This is a genomic window from Mesorhizobium sp. M1334, assembly GCF_040317995.1.
In the GTDB taxonomy this organism is placed as follows: Bacteria; Pseudomonadota; Alphaproteobacteria; order Rhizobiales; family Rhizobiaceae; genus Mesorhizobium.
In genome coordinates, this window is sequence record NZ_JAMYLM010000002.1 from 472,914 (window position 1) to 488,834 (window position 15,921).

Annotated in this window: 16 protein-coding genes, 1 pseudogene and 1 riboswitch; of the genes and pseudogenes, 8 read left to right on the plus strand and 9 right to left on the minus strand. The window is 63.7% G+C overall.

The features are described from left to right. Positions 1-19: 19 nt before the first annotated feature. Both NKH17_RS05720 and NKH17_RS05725 read right to left on the minus strand, forming a co-directional pair. On the minus strand, positions 20-640 hold the full coding sequence (locus tag NKH17_RS05720; protein ID WP_352476268.1) for a LysE family translocator: 621 nt from the start codon (positions 638-640) through the stop codon (positions 20-22). A 78-nt stretch (positions 641-718) separates the two neighbouring features. Then, the gene (locus tag NKH17_RS05725; RefSeq protein ID WP_352899381.1) at positions 719-1,666 is read right to left on the minus strand and encodes an aldo/keto reductase; all 948 of its coding nucleotides are present in this window, start codon (positions 1,664-1,666) and stop codon (positions 719-721) included. A 332-nt stretch (positions 1,667-1,998) separates the two neighbouring features. Here NKH17_RS05725 and NKH17_RS05730 point away from each other — a divergent pair, with 332 nt between their 5' ends. Together NKH17_RS05730 and NKH17_RS05735 are read left to right on the plus strand one after the other, a co-directional pair. Then, entirely contained in the window at positions 1,999-2,580 is a 582-nt protein-coding gene (locus NKH17_RS05730) for a quinone oxidoreductase family protein (protein WP_352970322.1), read from the plus strand. A gap of 23 nt (positions 2,581-2,603) precedes the next feature. Then, positions 2,604-2,978 (plus strand): MDR/zinc-dependent alcohol dehydrogenase-like family protein, encoded by a 375-nt coding sequence (locus tag NKH17_RS05735; protein WP_352476265.1) that lies wholly within the window; start codon positions 2,604-2,606, stop codon positions 2,976-2,978. Positions 2,979-3,024: 46 nt separating this feature from the next. Here NKH17_RS05735 and NKH17_RS05740 read toward each other — a convergent pair whose 3' ends face one another. Beyond that, positions 3,025-3,558, minus strand: a complete 534-nt coding sequence (locus NKH17_RS05740; RefSeq protein ID WP_352476264.1) for a gamma-glutamylcyclotransferase — start codon at positions 3,556-3,558, stop codon at positions 3,025-3,027. Between the two features lie 114 nt (positions 3,559-3,672). Here NKH17_RS05740 and NKH17_RS05745 point away from each other — a divergent pair, with 114 nt between their 5' ends. Next, on the plus strand, positions 3,673-4,674 hold the full coding sequence (locus NKH17_RS05745; protein WP_352476263.1) for a DUF2125 domain-containing protein: 1,002 nt from the start codon (positions 3,673-3,675) through the stop codon (positions 4,672-4,674). A gap of 31 nt (positions 4,675-4,705) precedes the next feature. Here NKH17_RS05745 and NKH17_RS05750 read toward each other — a convergent pair whose 3' ends face one another. Next, positions 4,706-5,641 (minus strand): prephenate/arogenate dehydrogenase family protein, encoded by a 936-nt coding sequence (locus NKH17_RS05750; RefSeq protein ID WP_352476262.1) that lies wholly within the window; start codon positions 5,639-5,641, stop codon positions 4,706-4,708. A gap of 6 nt (positions 5,642-5,647) precedes the next feature. After that, the gene (gene hisC, locus NKH17_RS05755; protein WP_352899389.1) at positions 5,648-6,757 is read right to left on the minus strand and encodes a histidinol-phosphate transaminase; all 1,110 of its coding nucleotides are present in this window, start codon (positions 6,755-6,757) and stop codon (positions 5,648-5,650) included. Positions 6,758-6,895: 138 nt separating this feature from the next. Then, positions 6,896-6,973, plus strand: a riboswitch (SAM riboswitch). A gap of 95 nt (positions 6,974-7,068) precedes the next feature. Here hisC and metX point away from each other — a divergent pair. Further along, entirely contained in the window at positions 7,069-8,238 is a 1,170-nt protein-coding gene (gene metX, locus NKH17_RS05760; protein WP_254816640.1) for a homoserine O-acetyltransferase MetX, read from the plus strand. Between the two features lie 115 nt (positions 8,239-8,353). Next, positions 8,354-8,968 carry a methionine biosynthesis protein MetW gene (metW, locus tag NKH17_RS05765; protein WP_254817066.1) on the plus strand — a complete coding sequence of 205 codons (615 nt, stop codon included), beginning with the start codon at positions 8,354-8,356 and terminating at the stop codon, positions 8,966-8,968. 28 nt (positions 8,969-8,996) lie between these two features. Here metW and NKH17_RS05770 read toward each other — a convergent pair. After that, positions 8,997-9,314, minus strand: a pseudogene (locus NKH17_RS05770) (DUF1330 domain-containing protein); the annotation flags it as partial. A 271-nt stretch (positions 9,315-9,585) separates the two neighbouring features. On the opposite strand from NKH17_RS05770, the gene NKH17_RS05775 reads away from it, so the two are divergent. Continuing rightward, positions 9,586-10,332, plus strand: a complete 747-nt coding sequence (locus NKH17_RS05775) for an SDR family NAD(P)-dependent oxidoreductase (protein ID WP_352970327.1) — start codon at positions 9,586-9,588, stop codon at positions 10,330-10,332. Between the two features lie 41 nt (positions 10,333-10,373). Beyond that, complete coding sequence (locus NKH17_RS05780) at positions 10,374-11,399, plus strand: RNA polymerase subunit sigma-70 (RefSeq protein WP_352476259.1); 1,026 nt, start codon at positions 10,374-10,376, stop codon at positions 11,397-11,399. An 18-nt stretch (positions 11,400-11,417) separates the two neighbouring features. Here NKH17_RS05780 and NKH17_RS05785 read toward each other — a convergent pair whose 3' ends face one another. The 3 genes from NKH17_RS05785 to NKH17_RS05795 form a co-directional block, all read right to left on the minus strand. Then, positions 11,418-12,224: a DUF1194 domain-containing protein gene (locus NKH17_RS05785; protein WP_352899395.1), complete on the minus strand. Its 807-nt coding sequence runs from the start codon at positions 12,222-12,224 to the stop codon at positions 11,418-11,420. 77 nt (positions 12,225-12,301) lie between these two features. Then, positions 12,302-14,134, minus strand: coding sequence for an ABC transporter ATP-binding protein/permease (locus tag NKH17_RS05790; protein ID WP_352899398.1), 1,833 nt, complete (start codon positions 14,132-14,134; stop codon positions 12,302-12,304). A 135-nt stretch (positions 14,135-14,269) separates the two neighbouring features. Further along, on the minus strand, positions 14,270-15,052 hold the full coding sequence (locus tag NKH17_RS05795; protein ID WP_352900068.1) for a class I SAM-dependent methyltransferase: 783 nt from the start codon (positions 15,050-15,052) through the stop codon (positions 14,270-14,272). A gap of 98 nt (positions 15,053-15,150) precedes the next feature. Here NKH17_RS05795 and gloB point away from each other — a divergent pair, with 98 nt between their 5' ends. Then, positions 15,151-15,918 carry a hydroxyacylglutathione hydrolase gene (gloB, locus tag NKH17_RS05800; RefSeq protein ID WP_352649302.1) on the plus strand — a complete coding sequence of 256 codons (768 nt, stop codon included), beginning with the start codon at positions 15,151-15,153 and terminating at the stop codon, positions 15,916-15,918. The last annotated feature ends 3 nt before the right edge of the window (positions 15,919-15,921 follow it).

Genomic DNA, 15,921 nt, shown 5'->3' on the forward strand with positions numbered 1-15,921 from the left:
CCGCGAATGCCAGAAGGGCTCACGGCAAGACAGCCAGGGCGGCTGTTGCAATCAGCGTCACGGCAAACACCAGATTGATGATCCGCGACGCCAGCGGTTTGCGCAGCAAACGTGCAAACGCCGCGCCGGCGAGAAGCCACAAGAGATGAATGGCAACGATCATCAAGGCGAGGACCGCCAGCTTGGCTGAAATAGCAAGACCGCCGGTGCCGGACGACGCGCCAGCAAACACGGCGGCAATCGCCACATAGGCTTTCGGATTGGCAACGGCCAGAAGGAACCCGCCAAGGAAAGTGGGAAGCGCTGCCCTACCGACGCGTGCCGCCAGTGGCGGCGCCGTCGCTATCTTGAACGCCAGATAGAGGATGTAGGCTGCCGAGGCGACCGCCAACAGAGCTGCGAGCTTCGGCAGCGCGGTGAGAACGGCCATGATGCCCGTCGCCACCACCAAAAGCACGAGGACCGTGCCGACAACGATTCCCGAGGCATAACGGAGCGAATCGCGCAGGCCGAACGCGGCGCCGATCGCGGTGACACTTATCGTCGCCGGCCCCGGACTGCCCATAACGATGGCCGATGCCAGCACAAGCGCCAGCAATTGCTGCCATAGCTGCTGATCGAGAAGACCCTGTCCGGCCATGCGGCGTCCCGGCATCCTGTGACGATGCAGGGACGGTAGGGCAAGGCAGCGGAGCGGGTCTTGAACGATGGTGCGCGGCTATGCGCTGCCCTTGTCGAGCTCGGCGATATCGTCCGGGCTGAGCTGCAACGACGCGGCCCGCACCAGGCTGTCGAGCTGGTCGAGCGTCGTCGCGCTGGCGATCGGAGCGGTGACGCCGGGCCGCGCCATCACCCAGGCAAGCGCCACTTCCGCCGGCGTGGCCGAATGTCTGGCCGACACGGCATCGAGCGCTGAGAGGATGCGCATGCCGCGCGTGTTGAGATAGCCTTTCACACCGCCACCGCGCGGGCTTTTGCCGAGGTCGGACTCGCTGCGGTACTTGCCGCTCAAAAATCCCTTGGCGAGGCTGAAATAGGTGATGACGCCGATGTCCTCGGCCACGCACAGATCGCGCAGCGGACCATCGAAGGACGAGCGGTCGTAGAGGTTGTATTCCGGCTGCAGCACCTCGTAGCGCGGCAGGCCGCGCAGGCTTGCCACGTCGAGTGCGGCGCGTAACTGGGCGGCGTCGAGGTTGGAAGCGCCGGCATAACGGATTTTGCCCTTGTCGAGCAGTTTCTGGTAAGCGCCGAGCGTTTCCTCATAAGGGGTCGCCGGGTCGGGCCAGTGCGACAGATTGAGATCGACGCTGTCGACCTGCAGCCGCGTCAGCGAAGCATCGATGGCCTTTTCGATATAGGCGGCCGAAAGGTCCCTCTTGCCCTGTCCCATATCCGAGCCGACCTTGGTGATGACGACGACCTTGTCGCGGTTGCCACGGCTCTTCATCCATCTGCCGATGATGGTTTCCGATTCGCCGCCCTGGTGGCCGGCAATCCAGCGCGAATAGGAGTCCGCCGTGTCGATGGCGTTGAAACCGGCCTCAATGAAGGCATCGAGCAGGTCGAACGAGGTTTTCTCATCGGCGGTCCAGCCAAACACATTGCCGCCCAGAACCAATGGCGCGATGGATAGGTCGGTGCGACCGAGACGACGTTTCTGCAAGACTGATCTCCATGGTGATTCATGCTGGGGCGGATGGGAGCCGCCGACTGGGCTAACCTATGTCGCGCCGTGGCAACGTCAAACGCATAGCCTCCTTGCCAACCCGCCGGCGCTTCACAAAGCCGCGACCCGTCGCGCCGTGTCCGGCTCAAGGCGCTGGTCCCGGATATCCAAACCAGCAGCCTCTGAAGAAACGATCTGGCAAATCTGGCACATAGATTGTCAAATCTGCCAATTCTGACTTTTGCCGGCCGACCGTAGGTTCCGCCGCGCCGACGCGGTCGGGCCGGGCCCAGACTGTTGGCCTGGGATCATTTGTTATGGAGAACGGCATGAAAGCAATCGTATTTGACGCCATCGGTTCGCCGCGCGACGTGCTCTACATGGACGACCTGCCGATGCCGCGCATCGGCGACGGCGAGGTGCTGGTCAGGATGGTCTCGGCTTCGATCAATCCGGGCGACTTCCTGTTTATCCAGAACCTCTATCCCGAACCGAAGAAGCCGCATTTTCCCCGGCAGATCGCGGGAAACCACGGTGCCGGCATCGTCGAAGCCGTTGGCGCGAACGTCTTGCTGGAACCGGGCACGCTTGTCGCGTTCAGCTATTATGGCAGTTGGGCCGAGTACGCGGCCATTCCCGCCGAATGGCTGATCCCGTTGCCTGCCGGCTATTCGGTCGAACGCGCCGGGCAGATGGTGAACCCCATTACCGCGTGGGATTTGGTGGTGGATTCCCGCGTGCGGCCTGGGCAGTGGCTGGCTGTCACGGCCGGCTATTCGTCGATTTCGACAATGGTGATGCAGTTCGCCCAGCGACGCGGCATCAACGTCATCGCGCTGGTGCGGCGCTCGCACCAAAGCTTCGATCTGAGACGCTTGGCGCCGCCGCCATTCTTGACTTTTCGGACTTGAAGGCAAGCATCCGGGAAGCGCTGATGGATATCACCGGCGGCGCCGGATTGAACGGGATTATCGACAATGTCGGCGGACCTGTCAGCGGCGAATTGATCCGCACCCTGGCGCTTGGCGGACAGATCGTGATCAATGGCGGCATGAGTGCCGAGCGCTTCGAACTGCACAATTTCGATGTCTTGCTGAGCGGTGTCGAGATCAGGGCGAATATTTATCGCTATTTCTTTTCACCACCGGCCGAAGCCGACCGGCCTGTCCTACGCGAGATCATCGACATCTTTGGCCAGCCGGGCTTCCACGTTCCTGTCGGCGGTCTCCACGCGCTGACCGAGTTCAAGCTTGCGGTGGCAAACAGCCTGGATCGCGCCGATCTTGGTAAACAGATTTTCAGGATGTAGCCCGCGTCACGACACCGAAAACATCATGGTAACGCGATAAAAGGCGCTATGTCGTGATCCGTCTCGTCACGTCTTCCAGCCAATGATCGCTTATACCCAGTGCTTCGAGGTGCTCCAGCGTGCTGAGCACGTAATCCTCATTCCTCCCCGACTGGCCAACGGCGCCGCGAACGACGGCCGCCGCCTCGGCCGGGTCGAGCGCACCGGCATATTGCTCGTGGCTGCGGTCCACGACATAGGCGATGGCTTCGACCGTCCCGCTCCCATCCGTTTCACTCTTGTCGAGGCGAACGCTGAGCACACGTTCGAGATAGACGTTGGTGACCAGCTCGCGTTCGCGCAGATAGGTGATGGCCTCGTTGCGCAGCTCGCCTGGGACCCGGAACGCCAGCCCGATGCAGGAGCCGCCGCGGTCGAGTCCGAGCACCAGGCCCGGCCGTTCGCGCGTGCCGCGATGCACGAAAGAATAGACACAGAGCGAACGGCGGTAGCCATGCAGGCGGGCACGCCGCGTCTCGACATGCGCGAATCCCGGCCGCCAGATCAGTGAGCCGTAGCCAAAAACCCAAAAATCGCCCATATCGCCAAGCCTGATTGTGACGAGCCACTCCACCGGTGGTGTTTCAGTCCGTCTACCTGTTGTTGCCGCAAGCGACAGCCCGCCCGTGCCACCCGCGTTAACGAAAGCCGCAGCATGACGTCAAGTGACGAGCGCCCGCCGCCCAGCCAGCGTCGCCGCCTGTTGTGGCTTGCCGCTTTCATTCTCGTGCTGTTCGGCATCTACAGCGCGGGCTGGTTCTACCTGGCGGATCTGGTCGAGAGCGCCACCGACAAGGCGGTCGCCGATCTCGATGACAAGGGCATCAAGGCCGACTGTGCCAATCTCGCGGTCAGCGGCTATCCCTTCAGCTTCACCCTTTCCTGCGACAGTCTGGCTTACGAGGACGACAGCCGCAACGTCGCGGCATCGACAGGCAAGATCAACGCTGCCACCCAGATCACGCGGCTTCTGTCGCCTGCCGCCGAGCTCAGGGGGCCACTCAGGACCTCCGTTCCCGGCATGACCCCGCTCTGGATCGACTGGGATGATCTGCGGGCCGACATGAAGCTGTCCTGGCCGCTGCCGAGACGCCTCTCGCTGCAGGCAGAAGGCCTGTCCGGCCAGACCGATCCGGCAGACGATGCCGATCCCGTCTCGCTGTTCAGCGCCGGAACTGCCAGCGGGCAATTGCGCCCAAACGGCCCGGACATCGACTATGCCGGCAATTTCACCGATCTCGAAATCGACGCGGCGGCCATCGACGGGCGCGTCTTGCCGCCGCTCGATGGCAGCGGCGATGTGACGCTGAAGAACGGCGTGACGCTGATCAAGGCAAACTCGAAGAGCCTGCGCGGCCTCGCGGCCGAAATCCACGAGCTCGATCTGTCGTCCGGAACTGCGCGCATCACCGTTTCCGGACCGCTGTCGGTCGATGACGACGGTCTCATAAATGCCGATCTGACGATCAAGCTCAATGATCCAAAGGCCGTGGCGGCGATCCTTGCCACCGCCATCCCCGAGCAGAAGAAAGAGATCCAAACCGGCTTTGCCGGACTGGCGCTGCTCGGCAACCAGCCGTCGATGCCGCTGAAGATCGTCAGGGGCAAGGCCTCGCTCGGCTTCATCCCGCTCGGCAAGATCAAGCCGCTTGACTAGGCGGTCGGGACTGCGATCGGCCTGCCGCGGCTTATCCCTTCGGCGGGTGTTCGACTGCCTGGCGACCGAAATCCGGTACGTCGATGTCCTGGCCGGCCTCGATGATCGAGCGGCGGACGGCGCGGGTGCGGGTGAACAGGTCGAACAGCTTTTCGCCGTCGCCCCAGCGGATCGCCCGCTGCAGCGAGGACAGATCTTCCGAGAATCGCGCCAGCATTTCGAGGATGGCGTCCTTGTTGTGCAGGCAGACGTCACGCCACATGGTCGGGTCGGACGCCGCGAGACGGGTGAAGTCGCGAAAGCCGGAAGCCGAGTATTTGATGACCTCGGACTTGGTCACCGACTCCAGATCGTCGGCGGTACCGACGATGTTATAGGCGATGATGTGCGGCAGGTGCGAAACGATGGCCAGCGTCATGTCATGATGCTGCGGGTCCATCGTGTCGATGTTGGAGCCGCAGCGGCGCCAGAATTCCGAGAGCCTTTCCAGTGCCGCGGGATCGGTGCCGGGCAGCGGCGTGAAGATGCACCAGCGGTTCTCGAACAGTTCCGCAAAACCGGCATCTGGTCCCGACTTTTCGGTGCCGGCCAAAGGATGGCCGGGAATGAAGTGCACGCCATCAGGCACATGCGGCTGCATCTGCGCGATCACCGATGCCTTGGTCGAGCCGACATCGGTAAGGATGGCGCCCTTCTTCAGCGTCGGCGCGATTTCCGCGGCGACGGTACCCGAAGAGCCGACCGGCACCGAAACGACGACCAGATCGGCATCGCGAACCGCCTCTTTCGCATCCATCGTGTAGGTGTCGCCGAGGGCGAGTAGGCTCGCCCGCGCCAGCGTCGCTTCGCTGCGCGTCGAAATCGCGACTTGGCCGGCGAGCCCCTCACGGCGGATGACGCGCGCCAGCGACGAGCCGATCAGGCCGATGCCGACCAGCGCGATCTTTTCGAACATCGGTGAGGTCATGGTGTTCTAGCTTTTCAGGAATGTCGCGAGTGCTGCGACAACGCCGCGGTTGGCCTCTTCGGTGCCGATGCTCATGCGCAGCGCGTTCGGAAAACCGTAGCCGGAAACGCGCCGCAATATGTAGCCGCGCGCACTGAGGTAGTCATCGGCGGCCGCCGCCGAATGCTTTTTGTCCTCGGGAAAGTGGATAAGGATGAAATTGCCGACACTCGGCGTCACCCGCAGACCAAGCCCGCTTAATTGCTCGGTCAGCCATGCCAGCCAGGTCTCGTTATGCGCCACGCTGCGCTCGATATGGCCGCGGTCGCGGATCGCCGCGATACCGGCCTCGATAGCCGTCGCATTGACGTTGAAGGGTCCGCGCACGCGGTTGATCGCGTCGATGATATGCATTGGCGCATACATCCAGCCGATCCGCGCCCCGCCCAGGCCCAATTTGGAGAAAGTGCGGGTCATGACCACGTTTTCCGCGCTGCCCACCAACTCGACGCCGGCTTCATAATCGTTGCGCCGGACATATTCGGCGTAAGCTGCATCCAGCACCAGAAGCACGTTTCGCGGCAGGCCGGCATGCAGGCGGCGCACCTCCTGGAACGGCACGTAGGTGCCGGTTGGATTGTTTGGATTGGCAAGGAAGATGACCCTGGTGCGCGGCGTCACCGCGGCGAGGATCGCATCGATATCGGCGCGTTCATCGGTCTCCTTGACCGTCACCGGGACGGCACCGGCCGACTGTATGTAGATCTTGTAGACCATGAAGCCGTGTTCGGTGATGATCGCTTCGTCGCCGGGCGCGAGGTAGGTCTGCGCCAGCAGGCCCAGAATCTCGTCGGAGCCGTTGGAACAGACGATGTTCGCCGGGTTGAGCCCGTGCACCTCGGCGATCGCTTCCCTCAGGCGCCTGGCGCTGCCGTCGGGATAGACCGCGAGCTTGTCGGCGACCGCGCGCGCGGCCTCTATCGCCTTTGGCGAAGGGCCGAGCGGGTTCTCGTTCGACGACAATTTATGGACGTTGGCGACACCTTCAGGCGCCGCGCTCTTGCCGGGCACATAGGCTTCGATGTCCATGATGCCGGCGCGGGGCCTTGGACGTGTCTGATCCGGTATCTGGCTCATTCCATGAAATCCGTCGAGATTGCCTCCATCCGGAGGCCGCAGCGGAAATACAAGCCGTGGCCCGGAATGTCGAGGGGCGGCAATTCGGGATCAAGAACTTGCCGTTGACGAAGCCATGCGTCGGTCCTAGAAGAGCAGCGAAAGTTCCGTGGTGATTTGGCCGGTCGGCTTGCAGCCACGTTAAACAACTTGCTAAAGGGCCGTTTGCATCTTGTAACCGGCTTTGCGAAGGCATGGCCGGTTTTTTGTTGCCCTGGCTGGTTGTTGCCCAGACCGGCGGTGGACAACTGAAGGCCGGGCAAGGAGATGTGATGGTCGCTTTGCGCGCGCGAAAAACCAACAACGAGGCCGACCAGCCGTCGAGCCCGGTGTTGCGTTTCGGCGCCGACAAGCCGCTCAAGCTCGACGCCGGCACGCTGCTGTCGCCGTTCCAGATCGCCTACCAGACCTATGGCACGCTCAACGACGAGCGCTCCAACGCCATCCTCGTCTGCCATGCGCTGACCGGCGACCAGCATGTCGCCAACACCAATCCCGTGACCGGCAAGCCGGGCTGGTGGGAAGTGCTGATCGGCCCCGGCAAGATCATCGACACCGATCGTTTCTTCGTCATCTCGTCCAACGTCATCGGCGGCTGTCTCGGCTCCACCGGCCCCGCCTCGACCAATCCCGCCACCGCCAAGCCCTACGGGCTCGACCTGCCGATCATCACCATCCGCGACATGGTGCGCGCGCAGCTGATGCTGGTCGAGCATTTCGGTATCGAACAGCTGTTCAGCGTGCTGGGCGGCTCGATGGGCGGCATGCAGGTGCTGCAATGGGCCTCGAGCTATCCCGAGCGCGTCTTCTCGGCGCTGCCGATCGCCACCGGCGCCCGCCATTCTTCGCAGAACATCGCTTTCCACGAGGTCGGCAGGCAGGCAGTGATGGCCGACCCGGACTGGCATGGCGGCAAATATTTCGAGCACGGCAAGCGGCCGGAAAAGGGGCTGGCGGTGGCGCGCATGGCCGCTCACATCACCTATCTGTCGGAAGCAGCGCTGCACCGCAAGTTCGGCCGCAACCTGCAGGATCGCGAAGCCCTGACCTTCGGCTTCGATGCCGACTTCCAGATCGAGAGCTATCTGCGCCATCAGGGCATGACCTTCGTCGATCGCTTCGATGCCAACTCCTATCTCTACATGACCCGGGCGATGGACTATTTCGATCTCGCCGCCGACCATGGCGGCCGGCTGGCCGATGCCTTCGCCGGCACCAAGACGCGCTTCTGCCTGGTTTCGTTCACCAGCGACTGGCTGTTCCCGACCGAGGAGAGCCGCTCGGTCGTGCACGCGCTGAACGCGGCCGGCGCCTCGGTATCGTTCGTCGAGATCGAAACCGACCGTGGCCACGACGCCTTCCTGCTCGACGAGCCGGAACTGTTTGCCGCCATCAAAGGCTTCATCGCCTCGGCGGCGCGGGCCAGAGGGCTCGGCGCATGACCCCGAAAAGCTGCAGACTTTTCGGATCAGGATCACGCGCCAGGCATCAGCGCATGACCCCGAAAAGTTGCAGACTTTTCGGATCAGGATCATGCGCCAGGCAGAAGGCGAGCCCATGAGCGTCAACCGCGCCCAGCGCGTCGACCTCGAGGTCGTCGCCGATCTCATCCCGCCGCAGTCGCGGGTACTGGACGTCGGTTCCGGCGACGGCCTGTTGCTCGAATTGCTGCAGGCGACCAAGAAGGTCGACGGTCGCGGGCTGGAACTGTCGCAGCGCGGCGTCAACGAATGCGTGGCGCGCGGCCTGTCGGTCATCCAGGGCGATGCCGACAAGGATCTCCAATTCTATCCCGATAAGGGCTTCGACTTTGTCGTTTTGTCGCAGACCTTGCAGGCGACCCGCAATCCGAAATTGGTGCTCGACGAACTGCTCAGGATAGGCAACCGCGCCATCGTCTCATTCCCGAATTTCGGTCACTGGCGGGTGCGCTTTTCGCTGCTGTTCAACGGCCGCATGCCGGTGACCAAGGACCTACCCTATTCCTGGTATGACACCCCCAACATCCATTTCTGCACCATTCGCGACTTCGTCAATCTGTGCGACGAGCTTGGCGCGACGGTGGAAAAGGCAACCGCGCTCGACGCCAACGGCCAGCGGATCGGCTTCTCCATGCCTTGGTGGTTCTGGAACTTTTTCGGCCAGCAAGCGGTATTCCTGCTGAAACGATAAGAGCCAATCGTCGCAGATCGTCCCCTTCTTCGAGAACGTCGGTGGCCTTGTGCGGGTGCTGGACGCCATCGACCAGGACCACGTCGGACTGAGAATTCTCGGTGCGCAGCGGCAAGATCTCCTGATAGGCGGGCGAGCGGTACCATGCACGCACCTGCTGCATGTCTGGAAATTCGATCATGACGAGGTGGCCCGGCCAGGTGTTTTCAACGACTTCCACCTCGCTGCCATGCACGATGAAGCGCCCGCCAAACGGCTCCAGCGTGGCATCGATCTTGTGCAGGTACTCGACGATCTGCGGCCCCGGCGTGACCTGGCGCATATGCGCGACGGCGTAGGCGGTCATGGCTGTACTCCCTGGTGGTCGAAGCCGGACAACCGGCTTGATGGGAGCAGTTTGCCGAGACCTTGCGCGTTGGTCGATTACCCCCGCGGTAATGACCCTGAATACAAACCGACGCGCCTCTGCCGTTGCTGCCCCGAACAGGGCCGTGCGCGAGCCCTGCTGTCACCTGAAAAATATTTCCCCCTGGCACCGATGATTTCCACCCCCCTGCGCTGTCCTTGTCGATGAGGGCGCCTGGATGGTCCGGCGGCCGGGAACAGAGAGGTGATCCATGGGATCGTTGCAAGGTCAGAATGTTGTAGTTGTCGGAGGCAGCCGTGGGGTCGGCCGCTCCATCGCGGAGGCCGCCCTCAACGAGAGAGCGACGGTGCTGGCCGTCGCCCGCGGAAAACAGGCCCTGGCGCAATTTGCCTGGGAGGTCTCGGGCGTGAAGACGCTCGCGGTCGATGCGACGGTGGACTCCGCCCCCGATAAGGTCTTCGCCGCGCTGGAGCCGGACGTGCTGGTAATCTGCGCAGGCGCGCTGGCCCCTTCCGCGCCGCTGCACGAACAGAACTGGAAGGCGTTCTCCGCAAATTGGGACACGGACGTCAAGGCATCGTTCCTGTTTTGCCGGGCCGCTCTGCGGCGTCCGTTCAAGCCGGGAACCCGTATCGTTCTGATCTCCAGTGGCGCGGCCTTGACCGGCGGGCCACCCAATACCGGCGGCTATGCCGGCGCAAAACGCATGCAGATGTTCCTGGCCGGTCATAGCCAGAAGGAAGCCGACCGACTCGGCCTCGGCCTTCGCTTCATGGCGCTCGCGCCGATGCGCATCATGCCGGAAACCGGCGTGGGCAAGGCCGGCGTCGACAGCGTCGCTGCCTATATGGGCATCCAGCCGGCGGACTTCATCGCCGCCATGACCGACATGCAAACCCCGGCCGACGTCGGACGGGCGGTGGTCGCGCTCGCCACCGGCCAGCCGCAAGGCAGTTCCTTCATGGTGAGCGGGAGCGGGCTTGCACCGGCCGCCTGAGGCGCGCGTAATGCAAAGCTCACTCGTAACCGCACAGCCGCATGACAGACGCTCAACCACCTCTGGAACCAGCACGCCAGCCGATCCTCGATCGGCTGGCCTTCGAGAAGGTCATGGCCGCCCATCGCCGCGAGCTCAAGCTGCATTGCTATCGCATGATGGGTTCGCTGCACGAGGCCGACGACCTCGTCCAGGACACGTTGCTTCGCGCCTGGCGCGCCAGGTCGGAGTTCGACGGGCGAGGTTCGGTTCGTGGTTGGCTCTACATGATCGCGACCAACGCTTGCCTCAACGCCATCAAGGCGAGGTCGAGGGCGCGTCGCATTCTCCGGGAACCCGGACGGCCGCCCTCGCACGGGGCGGCCATAGGCGGGCCCGTAGCCGACATCGCCTGGCTGGAGCCCTACCCCGACGCCGAGCTTCCAGACATTGCCGGCAGCGAGCCAGGTCCGGAAGCTCGTTACGAGAGCCGCGAGGCCGTCCAGCTCGCCTTCGTCGCCGCGATCCAGGATCTGCCGCCCAGGCAGCGCGCCGCGCTGCTGCTTGCCGACGTCCTGGGATGGTCGGCCGTCGAGACGGCGCGTTTGCTGGGCGGATCGACGGCTTCGATCAACAGCGCGTTGCAGCGCGCCCGCGCAACGCTGGCGGCGCGCTATCCCCAGGGACGGCCGGCCAGCCGATCACGGCCCAGCCCCGAAGAAGGCCTGCTGCTCGAACGCTACATGCAGGCCTGGCAGGCCGCCAATCTCGACAGCTTGATCGAGCTGCTGCGTGAGGACGCCATCTATACAATGCCGCCTTGGCGCGAATGGTATCAAGGCCGCGAAGCGATCCGCGGTTTCTTCGAGACCGTCTGGCCGAGGTTTGGCGGCTTCCGCACGCTGGCCACTCGGGCCAATGCCCAGCCGGCGGTCGGGGTTTATTCCCGCAGCCACGATGGCCCTGAATGGCGGGCCCATTCCCTGCATGTGTTCGACGCAGCCGAGGGCGGGATCGCTTCCTTGACGATCTTCATAGGGCCGCTCGGGCCATCTCTGTTCCCGGCCTTCGGCCTGCCACCGGCCTAACCTACCCCTCGGCCAGCCTTATCGGTCGAGTTCCGGGAAATATGGGTCCGAGAAAAACCGCCGGTCGCGCTCGCCTTGCAGGCAGTCGATCGGTGTGTCGATGCGGATCGTCCTCGGATCCACCTTGGGATACTCGATGCCGCTGACCTCGAGGATCAGTTTGCGGCGAGTGGCGGTGGCGAATTCGGAAGCAGCATAGATCGGCAGCACGAACGAGCCCGGCCCGCCGGTGACGCATTCGGCATAATACCGGTCGAGATGGCTGAAGGTGGGTGACGGGCTGATCAGGATCGGCAGCCCGTTGATGACGATGCCCTTCGCCAGCGCCGCATCGCGTGCCGTTGTGACCGGCAAGCCGGTGTTGTTTGGGCCGTCGCCCGAGACGTCGATGACGCGACGTTTGCCGGTGAAGGCCGTGCCGTTGAAAAGCTCGGCGCCGAAAGCCACTGCGCCGGAAATCGAGGTGCCGCGAAAGCTTCTGAACGGGCGGGCCGCGATCTTGTCGGCGAAAGCGTTGGCGCTCTCCTTGCTGTCGACGACCTGCCAGGCAATGACCGCGTCGTCGCGGATGGTGCCGGCCCATTCGAAATAGGCAATGGCGATGCGGCCAGAGGTGCCGGCACGCACGGCGTTGATGAAGTCGGGATGGCGCAGCGCCGCGACATAGCCGGCGCGCTGCAGGGCAAACTCCCTTTCATCCATCGACTGCGAGATGTCGACGGCCAGCACCAGCTCGACATCGACGGCAAGTGCATTGGCCGGCGCGGCCGCAGGTGCTGCGGGGGCGCAGGCAAGGCAGGCGAGCAGGGCGAGAGCGTCAAGCATGGCCGATCGGAACGTACCCATCTGAAACGATCGCGACAGTTTTTCGCCGCGATCGCGGCGAAATAAAGCTTGCCCTTCTATTTCTTGCCGCCGGCCGAGGCGATGGCCGGAGGCGGTTCGATGGCACCTGCCCTGATACGGACCGGCTTGAGGGGCGGTTGGCCGGCATCCTTGACGATGGTCAACGCCCGCCGGAAGAAGCGGGCATTGTGCTGGCCGCGGCCGATGTTGAGGATCGCGGCGTCCGGAAGGCGCTTCTCCAGCATCGACAGCACTTGCCTCAGCGTCGGGCCGTCGAACGCATCCAGCGCCTCGTCGATGATCACCCATTTCGGCCGTCGCAAGGCCAGCCTGGCAAAGGCCAGCAGACGCTGCTCGTCGTCGCTGAGCTCACGCTCCCAGCGCGCCGAGCGATCGAGCGAGGACGACAGGCGTTGCAGCCCGACATCGGCCAGCACCTCCGAGATCTCGGCATCGCTCGCCTCCGCCGCGCCGCCTGAATGGTTGAGCACCTCGCGCAGCCTGCCGAGCGGGAAATAAGGGGTACGCGGAACAAAGATCGGCGCTTCTCCGGCCGGCATGCCGATCCGTCCGCTGCCCCATGGCCACAGACCGGCAATGGCCCGGAAGAACAGCGTCTTGCCGGCGCCCGGATCTCCGGTGATCATGACGCGGTCGCCGGCGCGGATTTCGACATGCGGCTCGGCAAGCTTGGTGCATCCCTCCGGCGAGGCGACCTCGAGTTTCTCGAAGGTCAGGCTGCCGTCCGGGTTTTCGCCGAACGAAATGCGCCTTTCCGTATGGTGCAGCGCGTCGGTGTCGCCAAGCGCGATGCGGAAGTCGGCGACCCGCATCAGCGTAGCGCGCCAATCGGCGATGCCGCCGATATTGTTAATGAACCAACGCAGCGAAGAATGGACCTGGTTGAAGGCACCGACTGCCATCATCAGACCGCCAAAGCTGATATCGCCGGCGAAATAGACCGGTGAGGCGACCAGGATCGGCGCGACGACAGTGATCCAGCCGTAGGTGTCGGTGACCCAGGAAAGATTGATCTGGGCGCGGTAGATGTGCCGCATGGCGCCCAGCACCATGCCGAGATCGAATTCGAGGCGGCGCCTGGCATCGGCCTCGCCATGCGCCAGCGCGATGGCATCGACATTCTCGTTGACGCGAACCACCGAAGAACGCAGCTCCGCTTCACGCGTATAGCGATCGTTGTTGAAGCGGATCAGCGGCCGCCCGACCAACCAGCTCAACCAGGAGGCGGTGCCCGCATAAAGGATCGCCGCCCAGACCATGTAACCGGGTATGGCCAGCGAATGGCCGCCTATGTGGAAGACGAAGCCGGAAGACAGCGACCACAAGACGCCGACGAATGAGGCAAGCAGGATGCAGGACTGCAGCAGGCCGATGCCGAGGCCGGTGGAAAGATCCGAGAGATGCGCGACATCCTGCTGCAGGCGCTGGTCGGGATTGACGCCGATGGCGCCGGCATGGGCCAGCCGGAAGGCGCGCGCCGGCCGCATCCACTCGCCGATCAGGTCGAGCGTCAGCGCCTCGCGCAGCTTCAGGCGGATCATCTGGTCGAGCCAGGTCTGGCCCACGTTAAACAGAAGCAGCCCGCCGGCTATTGCCGCAAAGACCAGAAGCTGATGCAGGAAGGCCGGCATGTCGCGCCGCGCCAGCGCGTCGAAGAACGGCTGGTTCCAGCGATTGAGCAGAATCTGCCCGACCGAGGTTGCGACAATGACGGCGACGATGCCGATTGCGGCCCAAAACAATTGTTTTCGCACTGGCGAGGTGGTCAGCGCTATCTTGATTGTTGCCAGCTGCTCACGCAGGCTGCTGGCTTCGATCGACGCGGCAAGCTTCTGGGCGCTGGCCTCGACATCCGGATGATCAGCCATGAGTGAATCCTTGCATTCGGAAGCGGTGCCGAAGCCCGGTCATAGAAATCGCCGGTCATAGAACCGATTGCGTATGCCTTCAATCGGGCAGCGAACCCGTCCGCGACAGATAGGTGAGAAAAAGCCTGCGTCGGATCACGAACGCGTCATCCTGGCGGCGCCGGACGTTTGGCCCGCGACAGCCCGGCCAAGCGTCGGCGCGCCATGCGGCGAGAGAACCGGCACGAAGACGCGGCGGGACGCGCGCTGGGCAACCGGCACGCCTTGATAAAGCCGCTTCTGCGCCTCGACGACGATAACGCCCGAAAAGATCGGCCAGAAGCGCCGGCCGGCGCGTTCCAGCACATTGTGGAACTGCATCATGAAACGTCGCGGCGACGGCGGGAAGAACAGCGCATCGGACCATGCCGCCGGCGTGAAATTCGCTTCGCGTAGCAATTCGGTGAGCTGGCCGCGCGAGAACGGCCGGCCATTGCCGAAAGGCGTATGCTCGAAGCGCGCCCAGACGCCGCGCCGGTTGGGCACCACGATGACGACACGGCCGGCAGGCGACAGCACCCGCCAGATCTCGTTCAGCGTCTCGCGCGGGTTCTCGACATGTTCGAGCGAATGGACGAGCAGCATGCGGTCGATGCAGGAATCGACCAGCGGCAGTTCCTCGTCGAACACCAGCGCGGTCGCCGTCGGCCCCGTCGCCGGCCAGACCACCGCGCCCTGTGTTGCCGGCATGAAGGCAAAGACACGCTCGGCATCGCTGCCGAAGCGTTCTAGCCACGGCAAGGTATAGCCGAGGCCGACCAGCCGCTCGTTGGGCACTACGGCCCATATCGAGGACAGCGCCATGGTGATCGAGCGTTCGGCCAGGCGGCCGAGCGTGGTCGAATAAAAAGAACGGAGATCGACAATGTCTGAATGCATGCGCGGAACGGTAGCTTCGAAGCAGTCCAAGTTCAACAAAGGCAGATGACATCGGCTGGCAGGCGCCCTATGTCTGCGGCAATAAAGGGAGAGATGCGATGCCGGTCGAGATCGAACAATTCATGTGCCGCAGCGACAATTTCGGCGTGCTGGTGCACGACCCGAAAAGCGGCCAGACGGCGCTCATCGATGCGCCCGAGGAGGCGCCCATCCTGGCGGCCATCAAGCGCACCGGCTGGACCCCGACGATGATCCTGACCACCCACCACCATCTCGACCATGTCGAGGCCAATCTGGCGCTGAAGGAGCGTTTCAAGCTGCGCATTGTCGGTCCGGAAGCCGAAAAGGCAAAGATTCCCGGCATCGACGAAACCGTCGAACAGGGCTCGGTTGTCCGCCTCGGCGACGAGCGGATCGAGGTCATCGCCACGCCCGGCCACACTGCGGGCCATGTCACCTATCATCTGCCGGCGTCGAAAGTGGCATTCGCCGCCGACACGCTGTTTGCGCTCGGCTGCGGGCGGCTGCTCGAATGCAAGCCGCCGGTGATGTACGAATCCCTGAAGAAGCTCGCGGCGCTGCCGGCCGACACGGTCGTCTATTGCGGCCATGAATATACGCTGGCCAACGCCCGTTTCGCGCTGACCGTCGACCCGACCAATTCGGCGCTGAAAGAGCGCGCCGCGAAAGTCGAGGCGTTGCGCGCCGACGGCAAGCCGACGCTGCCGACGACGATCGGCGAGGAACTGTCGACCAATCCGTTCCTGCGCTGGCACGATCCGGCGATCCGCAGACATCTCGGCCTGGAGAAGGCCTCCGACGCCGAAGTGTTCGCCGAGATTCGCAAGCGCAAGGACAATTTCTGAGCG